This window comes from Natrarchaeobius versutus (genome assembly GCF_041205745.1).
GTDB lineage: Archaea > Halobacteriota > Halobacteria > Halobacteriales > Natrialbaceae > Natrarchaeobius > Natrarchaeobius versutus.
Genome location: NZ_JBGFCC010000003.1, coordinates 137,825 through 155,966 on the forward strand (window position 1 = coordinate 137,825; position 18,142 = coordinate 155,966).

At 63.2% G+C, this 18,142-nt stretch carries 10 protein-coding genes; 3 read left to right on the plus strand and 7 right to left on the minus strand.

Annotated elements, in window-relative coordinates:
- Positions 1-102: 102 nt before the first annotated feature.
- Both AB7C87_RS24215 and AB7C87_RS08705 read left to right on the plus strand, forming a co-directional pair.
- A complete protein-coding gene (locus AB7C87_RS24215) occupies positions 103-192 on the plus strand; it encodes a hypothetical protein (protein ID WP_440590508.1) in 90 nt (29 codons plus the stop codon).
- Positions 192-974, plus strand: a complete 783-nt coding sequence (locus AB7C87_RS08705) for a DUF7089 family protein (protein WP_369729045.1) — start codon at positions 192-194, stop codon at positions 972-974. Before AB7C87_RS24215 ends, AB7C87_RS08705 begins: the two co-directional genes overlap by 1 nt.
- 102 nt (positions 975-1,076) lie before the next feature.
- Here the strand turns inward: AB7C87_RS08705 and AB7C87_RS08710 are convergent, their stop codons facing one another.
- The 4 genes from AB7C87_RS08710 to AB7C87_RS08725 form a co-directional block, all read right to left on the minus strand.
- Complete coding sequence (locus AB7C87_RS08710) at positions 1,077-1,388, minus strand: hypothetical protein (protein ID WP_369729046.1); 312 nt, start codon at positions 1,386-1,388, stop codon at positions 1,077-1,079.
- Positions 1,389-1,460: 72 nt separating this feature from the next.
- A complete protein-coding gene (locus AB7C87_RS08715; protein ID WP_369729047.1) occupies positions 1,461-2,039 on the minus strand; it encodes a DUF7090 family protein in 579 nt (192 codons plus the stop codon).
- Between the two features lie 196 nt (positions 2,040-2,235).
- Positions 2,236-3,855: an ABC transporter permease gene (locus tag AB7C87_RS08720; RefSeq protein WP_369729048.1), complete on the minus strand. Its 1,620-nt coding sequence runs from the start codon at positions 3,853-3,855 to the stop codon at positions 2,236-2,238.
- Positions 3,856-4,238: 383 nt separating this feature from the next.
- Complete coding sequence (locus tag AB7C87_RS08725) at positions 4,239-5,498, minus strand: extracellular solute-binding protein (RefSeq protein ID WP_369729049.1); 1,260 nt, start codon at positions 5,496-5,498, stop codon at positions 4,239-4,241.
- A gap of 448 nt (positions 5,499-5,946) precedes the next feature.
- Here AB7C87_RS08725 and AB7C87_RS08730 point away from each other — a divergent pair, with 448 nt between their 5' ends.
- A complete protein-coding gene (locus AB7C87_RS08730) occupies positions 5,947-6,627 on the plus strand; it encodes a class I SAM-dependent methyltransferase (protein ID WP_369729050.1) in 681 nt (226 codons plus the stop codon).
- 198 nt (positions 6,628-6,825) lie between these two features.
- Here AB7C87_RS08730 and AB7C87_RS08735 read toward each other — a convergent pair whose 3' ends face one another.
- The 3 genes from AB7C87_RS08735 to AB7C87_RS08745 all read right to left on the minus strand — a co-directional run bounded on the left by AB7C87_RS08735 (position 6,826) and on the right by AB7C87_RS08745 (position 17,973).
- Positions 6,826-7,425: a DUF1684 domain-containing protein gene (locus AB7C87_RS08735; RefSeq protein WP_369729051.1), complete on the minus strand. Its 600-nt coding sequence runs from the start codon at positions 7,423-7,425 to the stop codon at positions 6,826-6,828.
- Positions 7,426-7,530: 105 nt separating this feature from the next.
- Positions 7,531-8,034 carry a metallophosphoesterase gene (locus AB7C87_RS08740; RefSeq protein WP_369729052.1) on the minus strand — a complete coding sequence of 168 codons (504 nt, stop codon included), beginning with the start codon at positions 8,032-8,034 and terminating at the stop codon, positions 7,531-7,533.
- A gap of 162 nt (positions 8,035-8,196) precedes the next feature.
- The gene (locus tag AB7C87_RS08745) at positions 8,197-17,973 is read right to left on the minus strand and encodes a GLUG motif-containing protein (protein WP_369729053.1); all 9,777 of its coding nucleotides are present in this window, start codon (positions 17,971-17,973) and stop codon (positions 8,197-8,199) included.
- Positions 17,974-18,142 lie beyond the last annotated feature (169 nt).

Consider the following 18,142-nt stretch of genomic DNA (forward strand, 5'->3'; position numbering starts at 1 on the left):
CGAACTGTCGAGCGCGACGGAACGAACCTCGAGAAACCCATCCGATCGCGCCTTGAAACGGAGAAAGATGGATTTAAGCGACGGGAACGACTGGTCTCGAGTATGAGTACACCAACCAAGATCGTCGTTGGCACCGTCGCCGTCTCGGCTATCCTGTCGCTTTTGCTCGTCTTCCAGACCGTCTTCGTCTGATGTTCGAGCGCCGCGATCTCTCGGACCGCCTCGAGGACGTTCGCGACGAGCACGCACCCGACGCGCTCGTCTTCGATTGCGAGCGCGATTTCGAGACGCTCCAGCCGGCGCTCGCGGAGGATCTCGGGGTGGTCGTCGACACCCTCGAGCCGGTGAGCTATCCGTCGGAGTGGCTTCCGGCGGATGCGCCGACGTTGCTCCAGCGGTACGCCGGATCGGAGTTCACGATCGGAATGCCCGGCGACGGAAGCATCGCCTGGACCGAACAGACCGATCCGGCGGTCGTTCTCGTCAAACCGCGGGTCGAGGGCTCACCCGAGCCGTTTCTCGAGTTCCTCCTCGCCGAGGCGTTCGTCGAACTGGGCCTTGGAGTTCCCGAACATTTCCTCGGCTTCTTCGAAGAGGGGTATCGCGAGTTCGATCGTGCGGTTTCGCTCGGTCCGAACGACACCTACCAGGTGGCGACGGCGCTGTACGATGGGTGGGTCGGCCTCCAGACGCGGGAGGTCTTCGCCGACTGGCGAGACGACCATCCCGACCTCGCGGCGGCCTGGCAGGACGCCGGAAACCGCCTCGAGGGCCGCGTCTCCGACCTTCCGCGGGCAACCGCCCGCGGTGAGATCGAGTTCGCCGACGCGACGGAACTCGCCTGTGCGGCGATCAAACACGCGATCGAACTCCCCACGCCGTTTGCCGCACTCGAGACGGACGCCTACCGCGATCACGGCCCCGGGTACGCGGTCACCTGGGCCGAGAAGACGTTCGACGCGCTCGCAGAGTAAAGACGTTCGACGCGCTCGCAGAGTTAACATCCTCGAGTTCTGCTCTCGAGAAATACCTTCTAATTTTTCCTCGAGCAATCCGCTTCGAGTTCCGTCGTCGTGTCACTCGTCGACGCGTTCGAGGACGATTCCGTCCGCGAATCCGCCACGCTCGGATCGTTTCCCGCGGCGTGTCGCCTCGAGGTCCTCGAGCGTTCGCTCCCGATTGTCGAGGATCGCGTAGACGACCTCGAGGACGTCGGCCAACTCCTCGAACTCGCCGGAGTCCGCGAACTCCTGGCTCTCTTCGCGGAGTTTCGCGGCGAGGCGATCGGCGTACTCCTCGCCGTCTGCGACGTGGGTTTCGGGCCGTTGGTCGTTTGCTTCGATGATCTCGGGAATTCGGTCGCGGACGAGTTTATCGTACTCTGGCATGTGGATTGTCCGGTGTCGTAGCTCGGTATCCGTGGTGTGGATCGTTCTCTCGCCTGATGCTGACCGTTCGTATCAGAAGTCGGCGTCGACGTTTCCGTCCTCGTCGAGGTCGATTACGCCGTCGAATCGGTCGCGAAAGTCGTCGACGATCGAGGGGTCGTGGGGCTCTTCCGAGAGGTGAAAGAGGCCGACTGCGTCGTGTTTCTTGAGCAGTTCGATGATACGGTCGACCGCTTCGAGGGCGTCGTCGTCGCCAGCGTAGTAGGCGAGTTCGGTGACGGAGTCGAAGCTGAGCCGGAGTTTACCGTCGTGGTTCTCGAGGAAGCCGTCGATGTGCTCGACGATTCCGTCGACGTCGTCGGGGGCGGCGACGTAGTGGACGGTATCCGTCTTCCGCCGGGAGTAGCCGCGGTCGATGCTCAGGGTGTCGAGAATCTCCGCACGCTCTTCATCGACGTCGTAGTACTCGAGTTTCTGTCTGACTTCGCGGGCAGTGGTTCGGGTGGAAACGACGAGGAAGTGGTCGGTGTCGGTTTTGAGAAAGTCGGTGTCGATTCGGTCCGTTTCCCCGGTGCTCGGATGAAGTAAGAGAACGCCGGTGCCACCGGGAATCGTCGCCGGTGTTCCGTCGATTTCGAGCCTGTAGTCCATGCTGGTGTGAACAACTTTCGACATCGACTTAAGAGTGCGGATATCACGAGTGTGGTGGCCTGTCACCACCGGCGGTTGATTTCGGCTGATGTCGTCCGGCTACCGATTGACCGTCGGGCGGACTGCTGGCCGTCACTTCCAGTGTAGCCGTGACCAGTCCCGCGGGTGTGCCGGTACATCGATACAGCAGATCGTCTCAACCGATCTTGCCACCCTCCTGTCGGAGCAAGACGATCATCGAGAGCCCGGAGATGAGGATTAGGAGTAGCGAGGGAATCGCGGCGTATCGGTACGCAAGCGAATCCTGGGCGTTCCAGATGATACTGACGAGCGTCTCCATTCCGATTGGTCTGAGCATCAGCGTCACTGGCAGTTCCTTCATCGTCGTCAGGAACACGAGAACGGCGCCGGCGATCACACCCGGCATGATAAGGGGCAGAGTCACGCGACGGAACGCCTCGAGTCGGCCGGCGTTGAGCGTTCGGGCGGCCTCGATCGTCTGGTGGTCGACTTGCAAGACGGACGAGCGGACGGTCCCGACCGCCTGGGGAAGGAACCGGACGACGTAGGCGAACACGAGTAGCCAGATGCCTTCCCGGTACAGCGACGGCAGGGTTCGGGTTCCAAGGAACACTAACGCGAGGCCGATGACGACGCCTGGAACGGCGAAGCCGACGTAGGTTGCCCGTTCGAACACCCGTGAGACGAGTGAATTCGCCCGTCCGGAGTAGTAAGCGACGGGCAGCGCGAAGACGCAGGCAACCAGCGCGGCGAGTGCGGCGAGGTGGAGGGAGTTGTAGGCCAACCCCCACTGGAACTCGTAAGCGGGGATGCGGTCGCCCTCGCTTCGGAACACCCAGTTCGTGAAGATCGCAACCGGAACGACGAGCGTGAGCACGCCCAGCCCCGAAACGAATCCCATCGCCGGCCACTTCCAGTTGCCGAGCCGAATCGTACTCCCAGTGTCACCGCCACCGCTGACGTCCTCGTCGCGGCCGATCCCTGCCTCGATGACGAGGACGACGGCGACGATCGCGATCAGTTGCAAGGCGAGCAACGCGGCGTATTCGACGTTGAAACTGCTAAACTCCCAGTAGATCCTGCTCGTGAAGACGCTCGCCCGCATGAACGCAGGCGTTCCGAAGTCAGAAATCGCGTAGAGGCCGGCGAGCAACGCACCGGCGGCGATCCCTGGCCTGATCTGCGGCAGCGTGACCCGTCGGAACGCTTCGAACGGACCGGCGTTGAGCGTCCGTGCGGCGTCGGCGAGCGAACTGTCCATCGACAGTAGCGCCGCCCGGGTCGTCAGAAACACGTACGGGTAGGTGTACAGCGTGATGATGAACGTCGCGCCGGAGAGGCCGTCGATCCGTGGGAGCGCCAGTCCGAATAGCGAGTCGATTTCGCCGCCCGAACCGAACATGCCGGTAAACGCGATCGCGCCGATGTAGCTCGGAATCACGAGCGGGAGCGCGGCCACGACCGTCCAGAACCGCGGATACGGGAGATCGGTTCGGGTCGTCAATACGGCGAGCGGAACGCCGAGCAGAATCGAAAACACGGTCACGAACAGCATCAATCCAATACTGTTCGCCGTGATGCGTGCGGTCTGTGAGGAAACGATGAGATCGTACGCCCGGGAGAGTTCGACCGTCGACGCTTGCCAGACCAGCCAGAACATCGGCAAAATGACGAGAAACGCGACGAGAGCGCTCGCGGCGGCCAGGGCGATCGTCCAGGGCTCGGCACGCTCGAGACGCTCCGTGGCGGCTTCGGCGTGCTCTGTGAAACTGATGGCGTTTTTGAGCGATTTCATCGTCTGTGTCTGCTAACCGAATCGGCTCTCCTACGAATCGGTCTGCCTTCGATTCTCTTGAACCCCCTGATTAGTTTCTCGATCCGGGAGTGTCGAATGGTGGCAACCATACTACAGATGGCGAAATCGATCGTGCCGATCGAACGTCGGTACTAGGACTGATCGGAACACGTTCTCGGTGAGTGGAGATCGTGTGGATTTGATGGACAGTTCGTACGAGTGGTGAAAGGCGGGACGGAATGGGTGGGACAGAATGGGTCGATTTCGGGTGTCGGTGGTCGTCAGACGGTTTGCTGTACCGGATTCCCGGCACACCCGCCGTCCGGATCGCGGTTGGGCGGGAAACGACGTACAGCAGACCGTCTCAACCGTTCGTCAGTGGATTACAGCGGCATCATACCCTCGTCTTCCAGAAGGTCGTTGGCCGCCTGCAACTCCATGTCGAACTCGCTGAGGTCGTACGTTGGCGAGTTGAGTTCGTCGGGACCGGGGAGCGGGCCAACGTAGTCGACGCCTTCGACGACGGGGAACTCGCCGTTGTCGTCCATCATGAACTCCTGTCCCTCGACGGCGACGAGGTGACGAGCGAATTCGGCGACGAGTTCGGGATCGTCGACACTGTTCGTGACAGCGATGCCGGCGACGCTGAACAGGGCACCTGCATCGCCTTCGGTGAACGCTACGCGAATCGGCGAGCTGGAATCTTCGTTGACGAGACGCGCGGCGTAGTAGCTGTTGCCCAGACCGATGATTGGGTCGTCGTCGCCACCGCGGTTGACTTCCTCGGCTTGGGTGCTTCCGCTCCCGTACAGCTGTGGATCCTGGTCCATGAAGTCACTGACCCACTGTCGCGTCGCGTCTTCGCCCTCGAGGTCGACCATCGCCTGAATGAACCCGCGGAACGTCCCGGAGTTCGGACGCGTCGAGATGATCCCCTCGAACCGATCGTCTTCCGCGTACTCGAAGATGTCCGTCGGTAGCTCGTCCCAGCTATCCAACGGCGTCTCGTCCAATCGGTCCTCGTTGTAAAAGACCGAACGGACCCGGCCGCTGACCCCGGTCCAGTATCCGTCAGGATGACGGTAGCTCTCGGGGACCGTATCGACGATGTCGCTCGGAAGCTCCTGGACGATTCCCGCGTCGTGGACGGCACCGAGTGCGCCCGGGTCCTGGGAGTAGAACACGTCCGCCGGCGTCGCGTCCCCTTCCTGTTCCAGCTGGTTGACCTGGACGTCGTTGTCGTCGTAGTCGCGGCTGATCGTCAGTCCGCTGTACTCGTTTTCGAGTTGCTCGAAGACGAGATCGATCTGGTCGGGGGTTCGCCCGGAGTAGACCGTGATCTCGCCCTCGAGATCACCGAGGTCGTCCCAGGAGACGCCGCTCGAGTCGACCGGGCTGGCGAGCGGTTCGGCGTCGGCGACCGACGTGGCCCCGCCGTCGTCGCCGTTTCCGTTGCCGTCATCGCCGTTTCCATTCCCACCGTTGCCGCCGTTGCCACCGTTACCGCCGTTACCGCCGTTGCCGCCCTCGTCACTCGTACACCCTGCGAGCGCGGCGAGTCCGAGCGCAGAGGCGCTTGCGGAGGCGAGGAACGGTCGTCGTCCGGTCGTCCTGTACGTGCGGTCACTGTCGTGTCCTTCCATACTTGATTTAGGCTGACCTAAAACACATATACCTTCCGATTGTCGTCGAGAGAAGGGTCGAGAGGAGGGGACAGCGGACGCTGTCTCGTTCGACCGAGACCGATGCCCACGGTATTTCGGCCGACCTAAACCTCTCCACTCATACTTTTTAGGCATCCCTAAAGAGTCTGTCGGTCGGTACAGACCGTTGGGAACCTATCGTAACAACTGAAACGATTCACAGACCGCTCACAGACAGTGGCCGGGGCCGGACGAACGGAACGCTCTCCGGGCCGGCTATCGTGAGCGGGTGTGCAACGACGTTCAGTGGCTACTACAACGACCAGATGCGTCGGCGGGGAACGTTTACGCGCGGACTACGTCGACCAACGACGGCGTCTCCAGCACCTGGATCCGGACCGGGAGTCGAAGTCGAACGGATTTTGGCGCCGGGACCCGACCGGAATGTATGAGCGTTCGCGAGGAGTTCGACGAGTGGGCCGCGAGCGGCCGAGATAGAGGGATGGAGGAACGCCACTGGCACACCGCGAAACACGCGCTGTCGCGGATGCCGGTCGAGCCCGGCGACGTGATCCTCGATCTCGGCTGTGGGAGCGGGTACGCCGGTCGCGCGCTCCGGGAGACCAAGAACGCGGGACGGATCTACGGGCTCGACGGTTCGCCCGAGATGGCCCGAAACGCGGCGGGGTACACCGACGATTCCGACGTCGGTTACGTCGTCGGCGACTTCGATTCGCTCCCGTTTGCGACCGACTCGATCGATCACGTCTGGTCGATGGAGGCGTTTTACTACGCCGCGAACCCGGAGACGACTCTCGAGGAGATCGCCAGAATACTCCGACCCGGCGGGACCTTCTACTGTGCCGTGAACTACTACGAGGAGAACGTTTCCTCCCACGAGTGGCAGGAGTCGATCTCCGTGGAGATGACCCGCTGGGATCGCGGGCAATACCGCGAGGCGTTTCGCGAGGCGGGACTCTCCGTCGCCGAACAGGATCACGTTCCGGATCGGGAGATCACTATCCCGCCGGATGCCGAGTTCCCGACCGAGGACTGGGACACCCGCGAGGAGATGGTCGAACGCTATCGTGAGTTCGGCACGTTGCTCACCGTCGGTGTCGCCCCCTGACGGCCGGATTTTCGAACGCGGTTCGAAGTGACGAACGGTACTTCTTGCTCGATATCAGTTCCACCGGAAACGACCCGCCGTTCTCACTCGAGTTCGATCGCAACTCTCCGTTCGATCACAACTCACCGGTCTGACCACAACTCTCGAGTCCGATCCTCACTTGCGGTCTCGGCTCGAAGGCCGTCGTTCGAGAACCCGTCAGGACTCGAACCGCTCGCCAGCCGGGATCGCCACCTCGAGCCAGTTTTCCTCCGGCGGGAGCGGGCAGTCGTAGGTCTCGCTGAACGCACAGAACGGCGTGTACGCCAGGTTGAAATCGAGGACGATCTTCTCACCGTCCGTGAGGTCGCGGTCGGGCGAAAGTTCCATGTACCGCCCGCCGTCGTAGCTCTGCTGGCCGGTCGTCTTGTCCCGGAAGGGGACGAAAAGCGGCTGCTCGCCCGGACTCTCGAGTCGATAGGCCGCGAGTTCGAACGTGCCGTCCGCGAGATCGGGATCTTCTCGATCGAGCGGAAACTCGAGGGTCGCGACCCGGAGGTACCGCATCTCTCCGCCGGCGGTCGTCTCGATCAGGACGACCTCGGGATCGTCGTGGATTCTGACCGTCGCCGTCACCCGGTAGGTCGGCTCCGGCTCGAAGTACGAGAGCCCGTCGAACGCGTCGCGGTCGTCCGGCGGGATCGGCGACTGGGGGTGTGTCCCGAAGAACTCGTCTTTCTCGGCCCGTTTGTCCTCGAGTTCGGTCCGCCACCGATCCACGTCCAGGTCCTCACTCGTGCCGTCACCGGGGTCGCTCATAGCGGGACTACCGCCCGGAGACGGGAATGCGTTGTGCTTCGCCACGAGCTTCGTGTTCGACACGAACCGTTGGTCGTCCGCTCGAGGGCGGGTTTCGAGGGAAAATCACTCGAGAACCGATCGAAACCGAACCGATTCGGAGCGCGTATCGACGATCGCGACCGTTCGGTGGTCGGCCGGGATCGTCGGGAACTGCCCACCCGGGTTGAGCACCGTCGTCCGGCCGCGTTCCGTAATCTCTCGCTCGTGGTGGTGGCCGTAACAGACGACGTCGTACGCCTCGGCGTCGGCGAGCGCCTCGACCTCCGCTTTCGACTCGCCGTGTAACACTGCAAAGGAGAGCCCGTCGAACTCGAGACTCGCGAAGCGGCCGTGGAGTTCGCTTTCGTTTCCCAGTTCGTCGAACGCCGTTCCGAGCCCCGATATTTCGCCGTCGTTGTTCCCGAGGACGCCGTGGACCTCGAACCCCTCGAGAGTAGAGAGTAGCGGCGGAGCGACGAAATCGCCGCAGTGAACGACGATCTCGACGCCTTCTTCCGCGAATATCTCGGCCGCACGCTCGGCGGCGTCGACGTTGTCGTGAGTGTCTGCGATGATCCCGATGTTCATACGGGTATCCGTGCGGGCGAGGCACAAAGGCGTTCGGGAGCCAGCGACCGCCAACGGACGGAAACAGTATCGTAGCCACCGAGACGGTCTGCCGTCCCGATTTACCGGCGCAACCGTCGCCCGGGTCGCGGTTGTGCCGGAAATGACCGACAGGAAACCGTCTCAGTCGTTGGAGAAGTCAGTCTTTCGGCTTCTCCGATGTGCGACCGATACGGCTATCGCGAGCGCGATAATCGCAACGCCGACGCCAAATCCTGGTACGGTATCGGTACCACCAGAATCGTCGTCGGCCTCTCGAGCAGATTCGACGTGAAGCGATCGTTCGACGGCGTCGTCGCCAGTATCGATCACGACGATGTTCTCTCCCTGAGCGAACACATCAGCATCCAGATCGAGCGTCGTCGTCGTCGAGTCGCCACTCTCGAGGTCGACCGACGCCGTCTCGACGAGTGCGTCGTTGACGAGGACGTCGACGTCACGCGTTGTGTCCCGATCACCGCTGTTCCTGAGCTTGACGTCGATGGTCACGTCCTCGTCGTCTCCGACCGACTCCGGCAACGTCGTCTCGACGATCTCGACGCTCGCCGGCCGCTCGAGAGTGAGGGTGCCGGTCTCCGCATCGTCTTCGGTTCGGACCGTGTAGTTGTACGTCCCGTCCGGGAATCCGTCTGTGGAGACGGTCTCGAAGACGACTGTCGTCTCGTCGCCACCCTCGAGCGTGCGACTCTCGTTTGCGAGAACGAATGCGCCCGATTCGAGGACGTAACTCTCGTTCAGTCGCGCTCGAGTTTCGTCGTCGACCGTCTCGGCGTCGACGAGAAGCGAAAGGTTCTGCGTCCCCTCGCGGTCGCCATCGTTTTCGACCGTCGTCGTGACGTCGAACGTCTCTCCAGCCAGCGTCGTGATCTCCTCGGTTTCGAGTTCGAGGTGGAACTCGGCCGGATCAGTACTGGACGAGAGGCCCGCGCCGGTGCTCGATGACGGACTCGGGCTGGGACGTTGTGACGTCCCGTCGTCGTCGAGCGTGAACGAGTGATTTCCGATCACGGTGTCTGCGTTGCCGGCCTCGGCAGTAACCGTTACAGTGTAGGTGTCGGCCGACTCGAGTTCTCCGACGTCGAACTCGATGGTCGTTTCGCCACCGCCATCGAGTTCGAGGACGTCAGTCGTCTCGGTGACGACCTCTCTTTCGTCCTCGCCAACGATCTCGAGGGTGGCCACGAGGCTGTCGGTTCCGATGCCGGCGACCTCTTCGATCGTGATTTCGACGCTCCCGTACTCGAAACCGGCGTCCTCGTCGGGGAACTCCTCGGCGAAGTCGGCGATCTCGAGGACGGCTCGCTGGGGTTCGTCCGACGTAATGGTCAGCGTCCCCGTCCGAGTACTATCCTCGCTTGCGATCTCGTATTCGTAGCTACCCGGCCCGAGACCCGTCGTTGACACGTCCGTGAACGCGACGGTGGTGGTCGCTTCGCCCTCGAGCTCGACTGTCCGGTTGGCGATCTCAGCGTCGTCGATACGTAGTTCAACAGTTTGCTCGCCAGTTTCATCGCCGACATTCGTGACAGTCGCCGAGACGTCGACTGTCTCACCCCCTTCGACTGTATGTTCCGTAGGCTCGAGATCGCCCACCGCAAAGAACGCTTCTTCAGCCCGCGCTTCGACGGTCAGCGTCCCCGTTTGGTCGCTGTCTTCACTGAAGATTCCGTGTTCGTAACTGTCCGGCTCGAGCGTCTCCGTCTCGACGCCCGTGAACTCCACTGACTCGGTCTCGTCGGTGTCGAGTGCGACAGTTTCGTTTGCAATTTCGTCCCCATCGATGTGAAGTTCGATGGGCTGTTCGCCACGTTCGTCCCCGCGGTTAGTGACAGTTGCCGAGACGTCGAGGGGCTCTCCTTGCTCGACGGTGGCCGTTTCGGGTTCGAGATCGGCTATCTCGAAGAGCGCCTGCTCGTCTCGATCCTCGACGGTGACCGTCTCAGTAACGCTCTCGTTCGCAGTTTCAACGGTCACGTCACCCGTCCCGGTACCCTCGCTGTCGGTCTGCCAGGTGAGAACGACCGAGTCGTCGAACTCGCCGGGCTCGAGTCGGACGTCGAGTTCGTCCCGCACCTCGTTGCCGAAGCCGGTGTCGGTCAGCGTGATCGTCTGAGTAGCGGTGGTCTCCCCCAGGTTTGTGGCGTTGACCACCACCTCGAGCGTTTCGCCCGCCTTCACGGGGCTGTTCGTCTTCTCGATTTCGACGTCGAACTCGGCCGAGTCAGCGTCGACGTCGAGGGTGAAGCCGGCTGTTTCGGTTTGCTGGTCTGCGTTCTCCGCATCGGCGGTCACCGTCGCGGTGTACTCGTCAGCGTCGGTGAGTTCGCCAACGTCGAACTCGACGGTAGCTTCCTCGTCAGCCAGTTCGAGCGTGTCGTTCGTCCCGGCGAATACCTCGCCCGTTTCGTCACCGACGACCTCGAGGGAGATCTCGAGTCCGTCGGTGTCGACGCCGGCGGTCTCCTCGATCGGGATTTCCACGATTCCGTAGTCGTAGCCACTGGTCTCGTCGGGGAACTGTTCGTCGAAGGCACCGATCTCGAGGACGGCCCGCTCGGGTTCGTCCGCCTCGACGGTCAGCGATCCCGTTTGGCTCGAGTCGTCACTGAAGATTCCGTGTTCGTACTCGCCGACGTCGAGGTCACCGGTTTCGACAGCCGTGAACTCGACGAGGTGGCTCTCGCCACTGTCCAGTTCGACTGTCTGGCTTGTGATCTCGGTCCCGCCGATTCTGAGTTCGATCGGTTGTTCGGCGCTTTCATCACCGATATTCGTCACTGCCGCCGAGACGTCGAGGGTCTCGCCTCGTTCGACAGTTGGGTTTTCGGGCTCGAGGTCGCTCACCTCGAACACGGCTGGTTCTGGTGGCTCCGTGACCGTGAACGTCTCCGATCGGGTCGATTCGCCCGCGTTGTCCGCGTCGGCGGTCACCGTCGCCGTGTAGCTGTCTCCCTCGCCGATCTCGCCGACCTCGAACTCGACGGTGGTTTCCTCGCCAGCCAGTTCGAGCGTGTCGTTCGTTTCAGCGAACACCTCGCCCGCCTCGTCGCCGACGATTTCCAGCGTTACGTCGAGGTCAACTGTCGTTTCATTGCTGGTTTCCTCGAGTGGGATCTCGACGGTACCGTAGTCGTGGCCCAGCTCCTCGTCGGTGAATTGCTCGGCGAACTCGCCGACCTCGAGCGTGGCTTCGCCGTAGATGGTCACCCCTGCGGTGTCATCGCTATCGTCACTTGCGACCGTCACCTCGTGGGTGCCACCGTCTTCCTCGTCGGTTTCCCACTCGAGGACGACCGACTCGTTCGACTCGCCGCCGGCGAGGGTGAGTTCGACCTCGTCAACGGGGTCGCTCTGGCCGTCCGAAAGCGTCACCGTCTGGGTGGCCGTCTGGTTGCCGACGTTCGTCACGTTCGCGGTGACGATCAGAACGTCACCCGGATTAATCGGCGCATTCGTCTCCTCGACCGAGACGAGAAACGCCGCGGGCGCTTCGACCGTCAGGGTGCCCGTCTGCTCGTCGTCGCCAGCCGCGTCGGCGACCGACACCGTGTATTCGTCGGGTGCGAGATCGCCCGTGACGTTCCCGAAGGCGATTGTCTCAGTTTCGCCGGGTTCGAGTTCGTCGGTCTCAGCGCTCGCCTCGAATTCCTCGCCGATGGTGAGGTCGATCGTGAACGAGCCAGCGACATCCCCCGTGTTGGTGGCGTCGACACTGACGTTCGCATCGTCGCCCTCGATGATCGTCGCCGCCTCGCTGGCGTCGGCGATTTCGAGGTCGCTGAGTTCGGCCGTCGCCGGTTCGACCATCTCGAACGTCTCGTTCCGGGTCGTCGCGTCGGCGTTCGCGGCGTCGGCGGTCACCGTCGCCGTGTAGGTGTCCGCCTCGTCGAGTTCGCCAACGTCGAAGCTGGCGTTCACGCTCTCGCCAGCCAGCACGAGCGTGTCGTTCGTCTCGGCGAACACCGCGCCCGTCTCGTCGCCGACGATCTCCAGGGTGACGTCGAGGTCGATCGTCTGTTCGCCACTCGTTTCCTCGATCGGAATCTCGACGGTACCGTACTCGTGACCGGCCACCTCATCGGTGAATGCGTCTCCGAACTCACCGATCTCGAGGGTCGCGGCCGGTGGGTGGGCGAACGCGCCGAACGTCGAGAACTCGGTCACGTTCGCGGTGACGACCTGGCGGTCGGTATCGACACTCGAGTCGTCCACCGCGTGCCACGTCTCGCCGTCGTGTTTCCACAGCGCGAGCGTCTCCTCGTCGGCCATCTCAGAGAGGGCGGTCGGATCGTACGCGACCTCGAGGTCGCGGAGTTCGCCGTCACCCGCGTCGGTCGCCTCGACGTACTGCTCTGCGGAGAACGCTCCATCCGGCGCGTCGGCGGGGGCGTCGGTCGCTCCCACCGCCACGTTCTCGCCCTCGAACGAGAGGGTGACCGAGTCGCCGGTCGTCGCGTTCGCGGTGAGGTTCGAGACGGTGGTGCCTGCGTCACCGACCTCGAGCGCCGTGGCGTTCGCGTCGTGTTCGACGGTGAGGTTGGAGACGGTCGCGTCCGACCCCGAAAGACTGATCGCGGGCGCACCGCCCGCGTCGGCGATCTCGAGCGTGCGGTCGTCGCCGTCGATCGTCACGTCGCTTGCGGCTACTTCGAAGATCGTTCCGGTGCCGACGAGGTCGGCGTGGAGGCTGTAGGTGCCCGAGTCCTCGATGGTGACGGGGTCGTCCGCCGTCGCCGGTACGGCCCGGTCTTCCCAGGCGAGTGCCGGATAGTCGTCGTCTACGAGCGTCCAGGTCTCCTCGTACTCGAGGGCGGCGAAGATCGCTGGTGCGACGTCGACGAACTGGTCGGTCTCGAGACCGGTCATGCCCTCGAGTTCGCCGACTCCCATTGCGTCGGTCTGGCCGGTGGCCTCGACGTCCCAGTAGCCGTCGGTCACCTCGGGGGACGTCTGTGGATTGCGACTGCCGACGAGTCCGGCACCGTCTTCGACCGCACCGGTCGCGTAGACAGCGCTCGCGTCACCCGACTGGAACCGCCCGAGGAAGCCGCCGGCGTTGCCACCGCCGGAGACGCCACCCTGTGCGTAGGAATTGCTCACCGAACCACCGAGCACGTACCCGGCGAATCCGCCAGCATTGTTTCCGGTCGCGTCGACGTCACCGGTCGCGACGGAAGTGGTCACCTCGCCGTTGTGCAGGTCGCCGACGAAGCCGCCGACGTTGCCATCGCCGGAGACGTCACCGGTGGCGATGGAGTCGGTTACCGAGCCGGTGACGCTCCCGGCGAGACCGCCGACCTCGTCGGTGCCGGTGACGTTGCCTGTTGCGGTCAGTTGCGTCGCCTCACCATCAAGGATGCGGCCGGCGAGGCCACCGATCCAGCGGTCGTCGTCGCCGTCGGCGGTCACGTCGACGTCCGCGGACACGTTGCTCACGTCGGCGGGGCGAAGCTCACCGACGGCTCCACCCGTTAATGTCCCGCCGGAGGCGGTGCCGGTCGCGGAGACGTGCTGGAAGTCACCGTCCACCTCGCCCGCCACCACGCCGGTGAACCGGTCGCCCGTGACGTCCCCGGTCGCGGTGGCGTTCGTGATCGAACCGTCCACCGCTCCGGCCACCAGTCCGGTGTGATCGTCGCCGGAGGCCGTTCCGTCCGCTACCACGTTCGTGATCGAGCCCTCGACCTCGCCGGCGACCAGTCCGGTGGTCTCTCCGCCGGTGACCGTCCCGGTGACGGTCACGTTCGAGAGCGCGCCCTCCTCGACGTGGCCGACCAGCCCGCCGGTGTGTTCGCTGTTGTCCTGGTCGGACCACACGTCGACCTCGAGCAGCGACACGTTGTGGATCTCGTGGCCCGCACCGTCGTCGTCGAACACCGCGAACAGGCCGGTTGGCCCGTCGCCGTCGGGGTCCTCGATGGTCAGTTCGGTGATCGCGTGGCCGTTGCCGTCGAACGAGCCGGTGAAGGGCGCGTCCTCGTCACCGATGGGTGCGAACGCCGTGTGATCGTTCATGTACTGCGAGCGCTCGGCGTCGATGTCGTTCGTCAGGACGTAGTCGTCCTCGAGGCCCGGCCCTGCGTCATCGTCGCCGATGCACTGTAATTGATCCAGCGTCCCGACTTCGTAGACGCCCTCGTCGGTCTGCTCAAACTCGACCCGGGCGCAGTTCACCGACGTCGGGTGTGCCATCCCCGCCTCCCAGAAGAGTACCGGGTAGTCGTCGGGATCGGTCTGGGTGGCCCAGAAGGCACCGAAGCTGACGTCCATGTGCTCTTCGGCCGCCGTGCCGACCATCGCCGTCGTCTCGAGGCCGGTCGCGCCTTCGGGGGTGATGAACTCGTCGTCGCCGTCGTTTCCAATTGCGTGGTCCTGGCCGGTCGTCTCGACGTCCCAGTAGACGTTGGTGAAGTCGTTCTGGTCGTCGGGTTCCATCTCTCCGATGATGGCACCTTCACCGGCCTCGTCGTGTTCGTTGATGACCGAGCCCGTCGCGTAGCTGTTCTCGATGGTCGGGTATCCCCAGCCGACCAATCCACCGACAGAGCCTCTAGAAGTGTCACCAGTCACGTCGGCGCTGGTGTGGGAGTTTCGAATCACGGTGTCGGTTCGCTGTGAAGCGACGAGGCCACCGATTCCGGTTCCCCCGTCGACCGAGCCGGTGGCGAATGAGTTGGCAACCGTCCCACCCTCGGTGAGATCACCGACCAACGGAGCCGCCCCAGGAGTACCCGTAACGTTCGCGTTTTCGACACCCACGTCGGTGACGGTGCCATTGACCAGGCTGAACAGTCCCACGAAAACTTCGCCGTCGATCGTCAGGTTCGAGATGACGTGCCCGTTGCCGTCGAAGGTTCCCTGATACGGGATGTCGTCGTCGAAGTCAGCGATCGGTTCGAAGCCCTCGCCGTCGTTCCAGTGGGCCGTGTCCGCGAGGTCGATGTCGTTCATCAGCACGTAGTCGTCCTCGAGACTGCCACTCGCGTTCTCGTGGCCGAGACACTGCAACTCCATCGGCGTCCGGATCTCGAGGAAGCCATCACTGGCCTCGGCGTACTCGATGGCGTGACACGTCGACTCGAGGGAATCGGGCGTCGGGGGCGCTTCCAGGCCGACCATAGCAGGGTAGGGGTAGGACAGCGAGTCGCCGTGTTTGACGGCCCACTCGTCCTCGAAGTCGAGGTCCATCGCCTGCGTCGCGGAGACGCCGACCATGTCGGGCGTGTGGAGGCCGGTGACGCCCTGATCGTCTCGCTCGCCGATTCCGTCGTCGAGCCCGGTCGCGTCGACGTCCCAGTAGGCGTTTTCGATGTCGGGTGAAGCGGTTGACACGCCGGCGATACCGCCCGCATAATACGAGTCGCTGTCACCGTAGTCCGGCGGGAGGGTGATCTCGCCAGCGGCGTAGACGTCGTTGAGTGCTCCCCAAGAGGCGTCGTGGGCGCCAATGAATCCGCCGATAGCCCACTGATCGCCCGTGAGATCGACCACCGCGGCCGAGCGTTCGATGGTGCCATCCCCCATCGTCTGCATCGCGAACCCGCCCATCGACCCTTGCGCGGTGATGGAGCCGGTGACGTACGAGTCGGTGATCGTCCCATCGTTCAAGCCGACGAAGCCGCCGACGTTCGTGTCCGCGGTGATGTCCACGTCCTCGAGACCAACGCCGGTGATGGTCCCGTCGTTGCGCTCGAACAGTCCACCGAGGTAGGTACCGTAGCCGTGTTCGGGCCGGTTTATCACGATGTTCGAGATGACGTGACCGTCACCGTCGAACGTACCCGTAAATGCGACGCCTTCGTCGTCATCTCCGATCGGGTCGAAGCCCTTCGCGTCGTGCCAGGCCGCGGTATCCGAGGCGTCGATGTCGTCGATCAGCACGTAGTCCGCGTCGAGACCCGGCCCTTCCTCGTCGTCACCGACACACCCTAACTGCTCGAGCGTGCCAATCTCGTAATAGCCCTCACTGTTCTGTTCGAACTCGACCTCGCTACAGTCCGGTGCCTGATACGCTGGCAGGTCGGCGGCCTCCCAGAACAGGATCGGATAGTCGTCATCTTCCGGGAGGAACCACCGTGGCTCTGAGAGCAATTCCGTGTACTCCGCGGCGTCTTCGCCGGTCAACTGCCAGGTCTCGAGGCCGGTCATGCCCTCTGGGGTGGCGGGCTCATCGGTCTCGGCAATTCTCCCCAGGCCCTCGTCCTGGCCGGTCGCGTCGACGTCCCAGTAGACGTTGCTGTACTCGCCTGGGAATTCATCATACGCGGATCCAACGATCCCGCCGCTCTCGTCACCGGAGACGGTACCCGCCGCGTACGTATTCTCGATGGTTGCGTCTGCCACAGCGAAGGCGACGCCCCCAGCAGTGCCGGAGAAATCCGTGACGTCAACGGTGGTGTGCGAATTTCGCATCTCGGAATCCTCGTACATTATGGCAACCAGACCACCAGTCTGCCAATCTCCCTCGACGGATCCCGAAGCCGACACGCCGTGGACCGCACCCCCTTCCTCGAGTATGGCGACCAGCGCAGCGCTGTTGCTCGAGCCTCCTGCAATGGCTACCTGTTCGAGACCCACGTCGGAGATGGTGCCGTTAGCCGCCACAAAGAGTGCGTTGAACTGACCGGTCCTGTCGATCGTCAGGTTCGAGATCGCGTGACCGTCGCCGTCGAACGTCCCCGTGAACGACTGGTCGTCTTCACCTGGCTCTGCCCGCACGCCGATCGGGTCGAAGCCCTGACCATCGTCCCAGTGGGCCGTGTCCGCGAGGTCGATGTCGTTCGTCAGGAGGTAATCGTCCTCGAGCGTACCGCTCGAGTCCTCGTGGCCGAGACACTGCAACTCCGTCGGAGTCCCGACCTCGAGGAGGACCTCATACCCAAAGTCGTTGCTCCGGTCGCGCTCGGTGTACTCGACGGCGTCACACGTGACCTCGAGTGAGTCGGGAACCGCTGGCGCCGTCGGCTCGGTCGAAGCAGGGTAGGGGTACGACAGCGAGTCGCCGTGGTCGACGGCCCACTCGTCCTCGAAGTCGAGGTCCATCGCCTGCGTCGCGGAGACGCCAACCATGTCGAGCGTCTGGAGCCCGGTGATGCCGTCGTCAGAACCGGTACCAACGCCTTCGTCCACCCCCGTCGCGGCGACGTCCCAGTAGGAGTTTTCGACGGTGCCGCCCGAATGCCACCCGATGAGCCCGCCCGCATAGTCTTCATCGTGGTCGCCGAAGTCATCCGGGAGATCGATCTCGCCAGTCGCGTAGACGTCGCTGACTGTCCCACTGGAGTGACCGGCGAGGAACCCACCGTTCACTAGCCCATCAGTCTCGATGTCGACCGCCGCGAACGATCGTTCGAAGACAGCATCCTGCCCACTCGCCTCGAACCCGAACCCGCCAACGTCCTGTTCGGCAACGAGTTCCCCAGTGACGTACGAATCGGTGATCGTTCCCCTGTTTATCCCGACGAATCCGCCGGCGGCTGCTTCCGCCGTCACGCTGACGTTCTCGAGACCAACGCTAGAGATAGTTCCCTCGGTATTTCCGAATAGTCCGCCCAGGAAAATCCCATCTGGCTGGTTCACGGTGAGGTCCGAGATGACGTGACCGTCCCCGTCGAACGTTCCCGTGAACGGTTCGGAATCGTCGCTGGACCCTGGCTCTGCCCAAGAACCAATCGGCTCGAAGCCCGCCCCGTCGTTCCACTCCGCAGTTGCTGAGGCATCGATGTCCTCAGTCAAAATGTAGTCCGCATCCAGACCCGGCCCCTCCTCATCGTCGCCAACACACTGCAACTGCTCGAGCGTGCTAATCTCGTAGTAGCCCTCGCTGTTCTGCTCGAACTCGACTTCGCTACACTCGGGCGCATCAGTCTCGGCAGCGACACCGCCAGCCGACACCAGCATCACCGCCCCAAAACTAACCACACAAATGAATACCCACCGGGCCACCCGACCCGACACACGACGATCTGACCGATTCATGGAAGAGGAATTGTTCACGTTATCTTAAATATTTTGAAACTAATACTCATGAAATAAATACCGATCACCGACTGCGTGAAACGCAAAACGT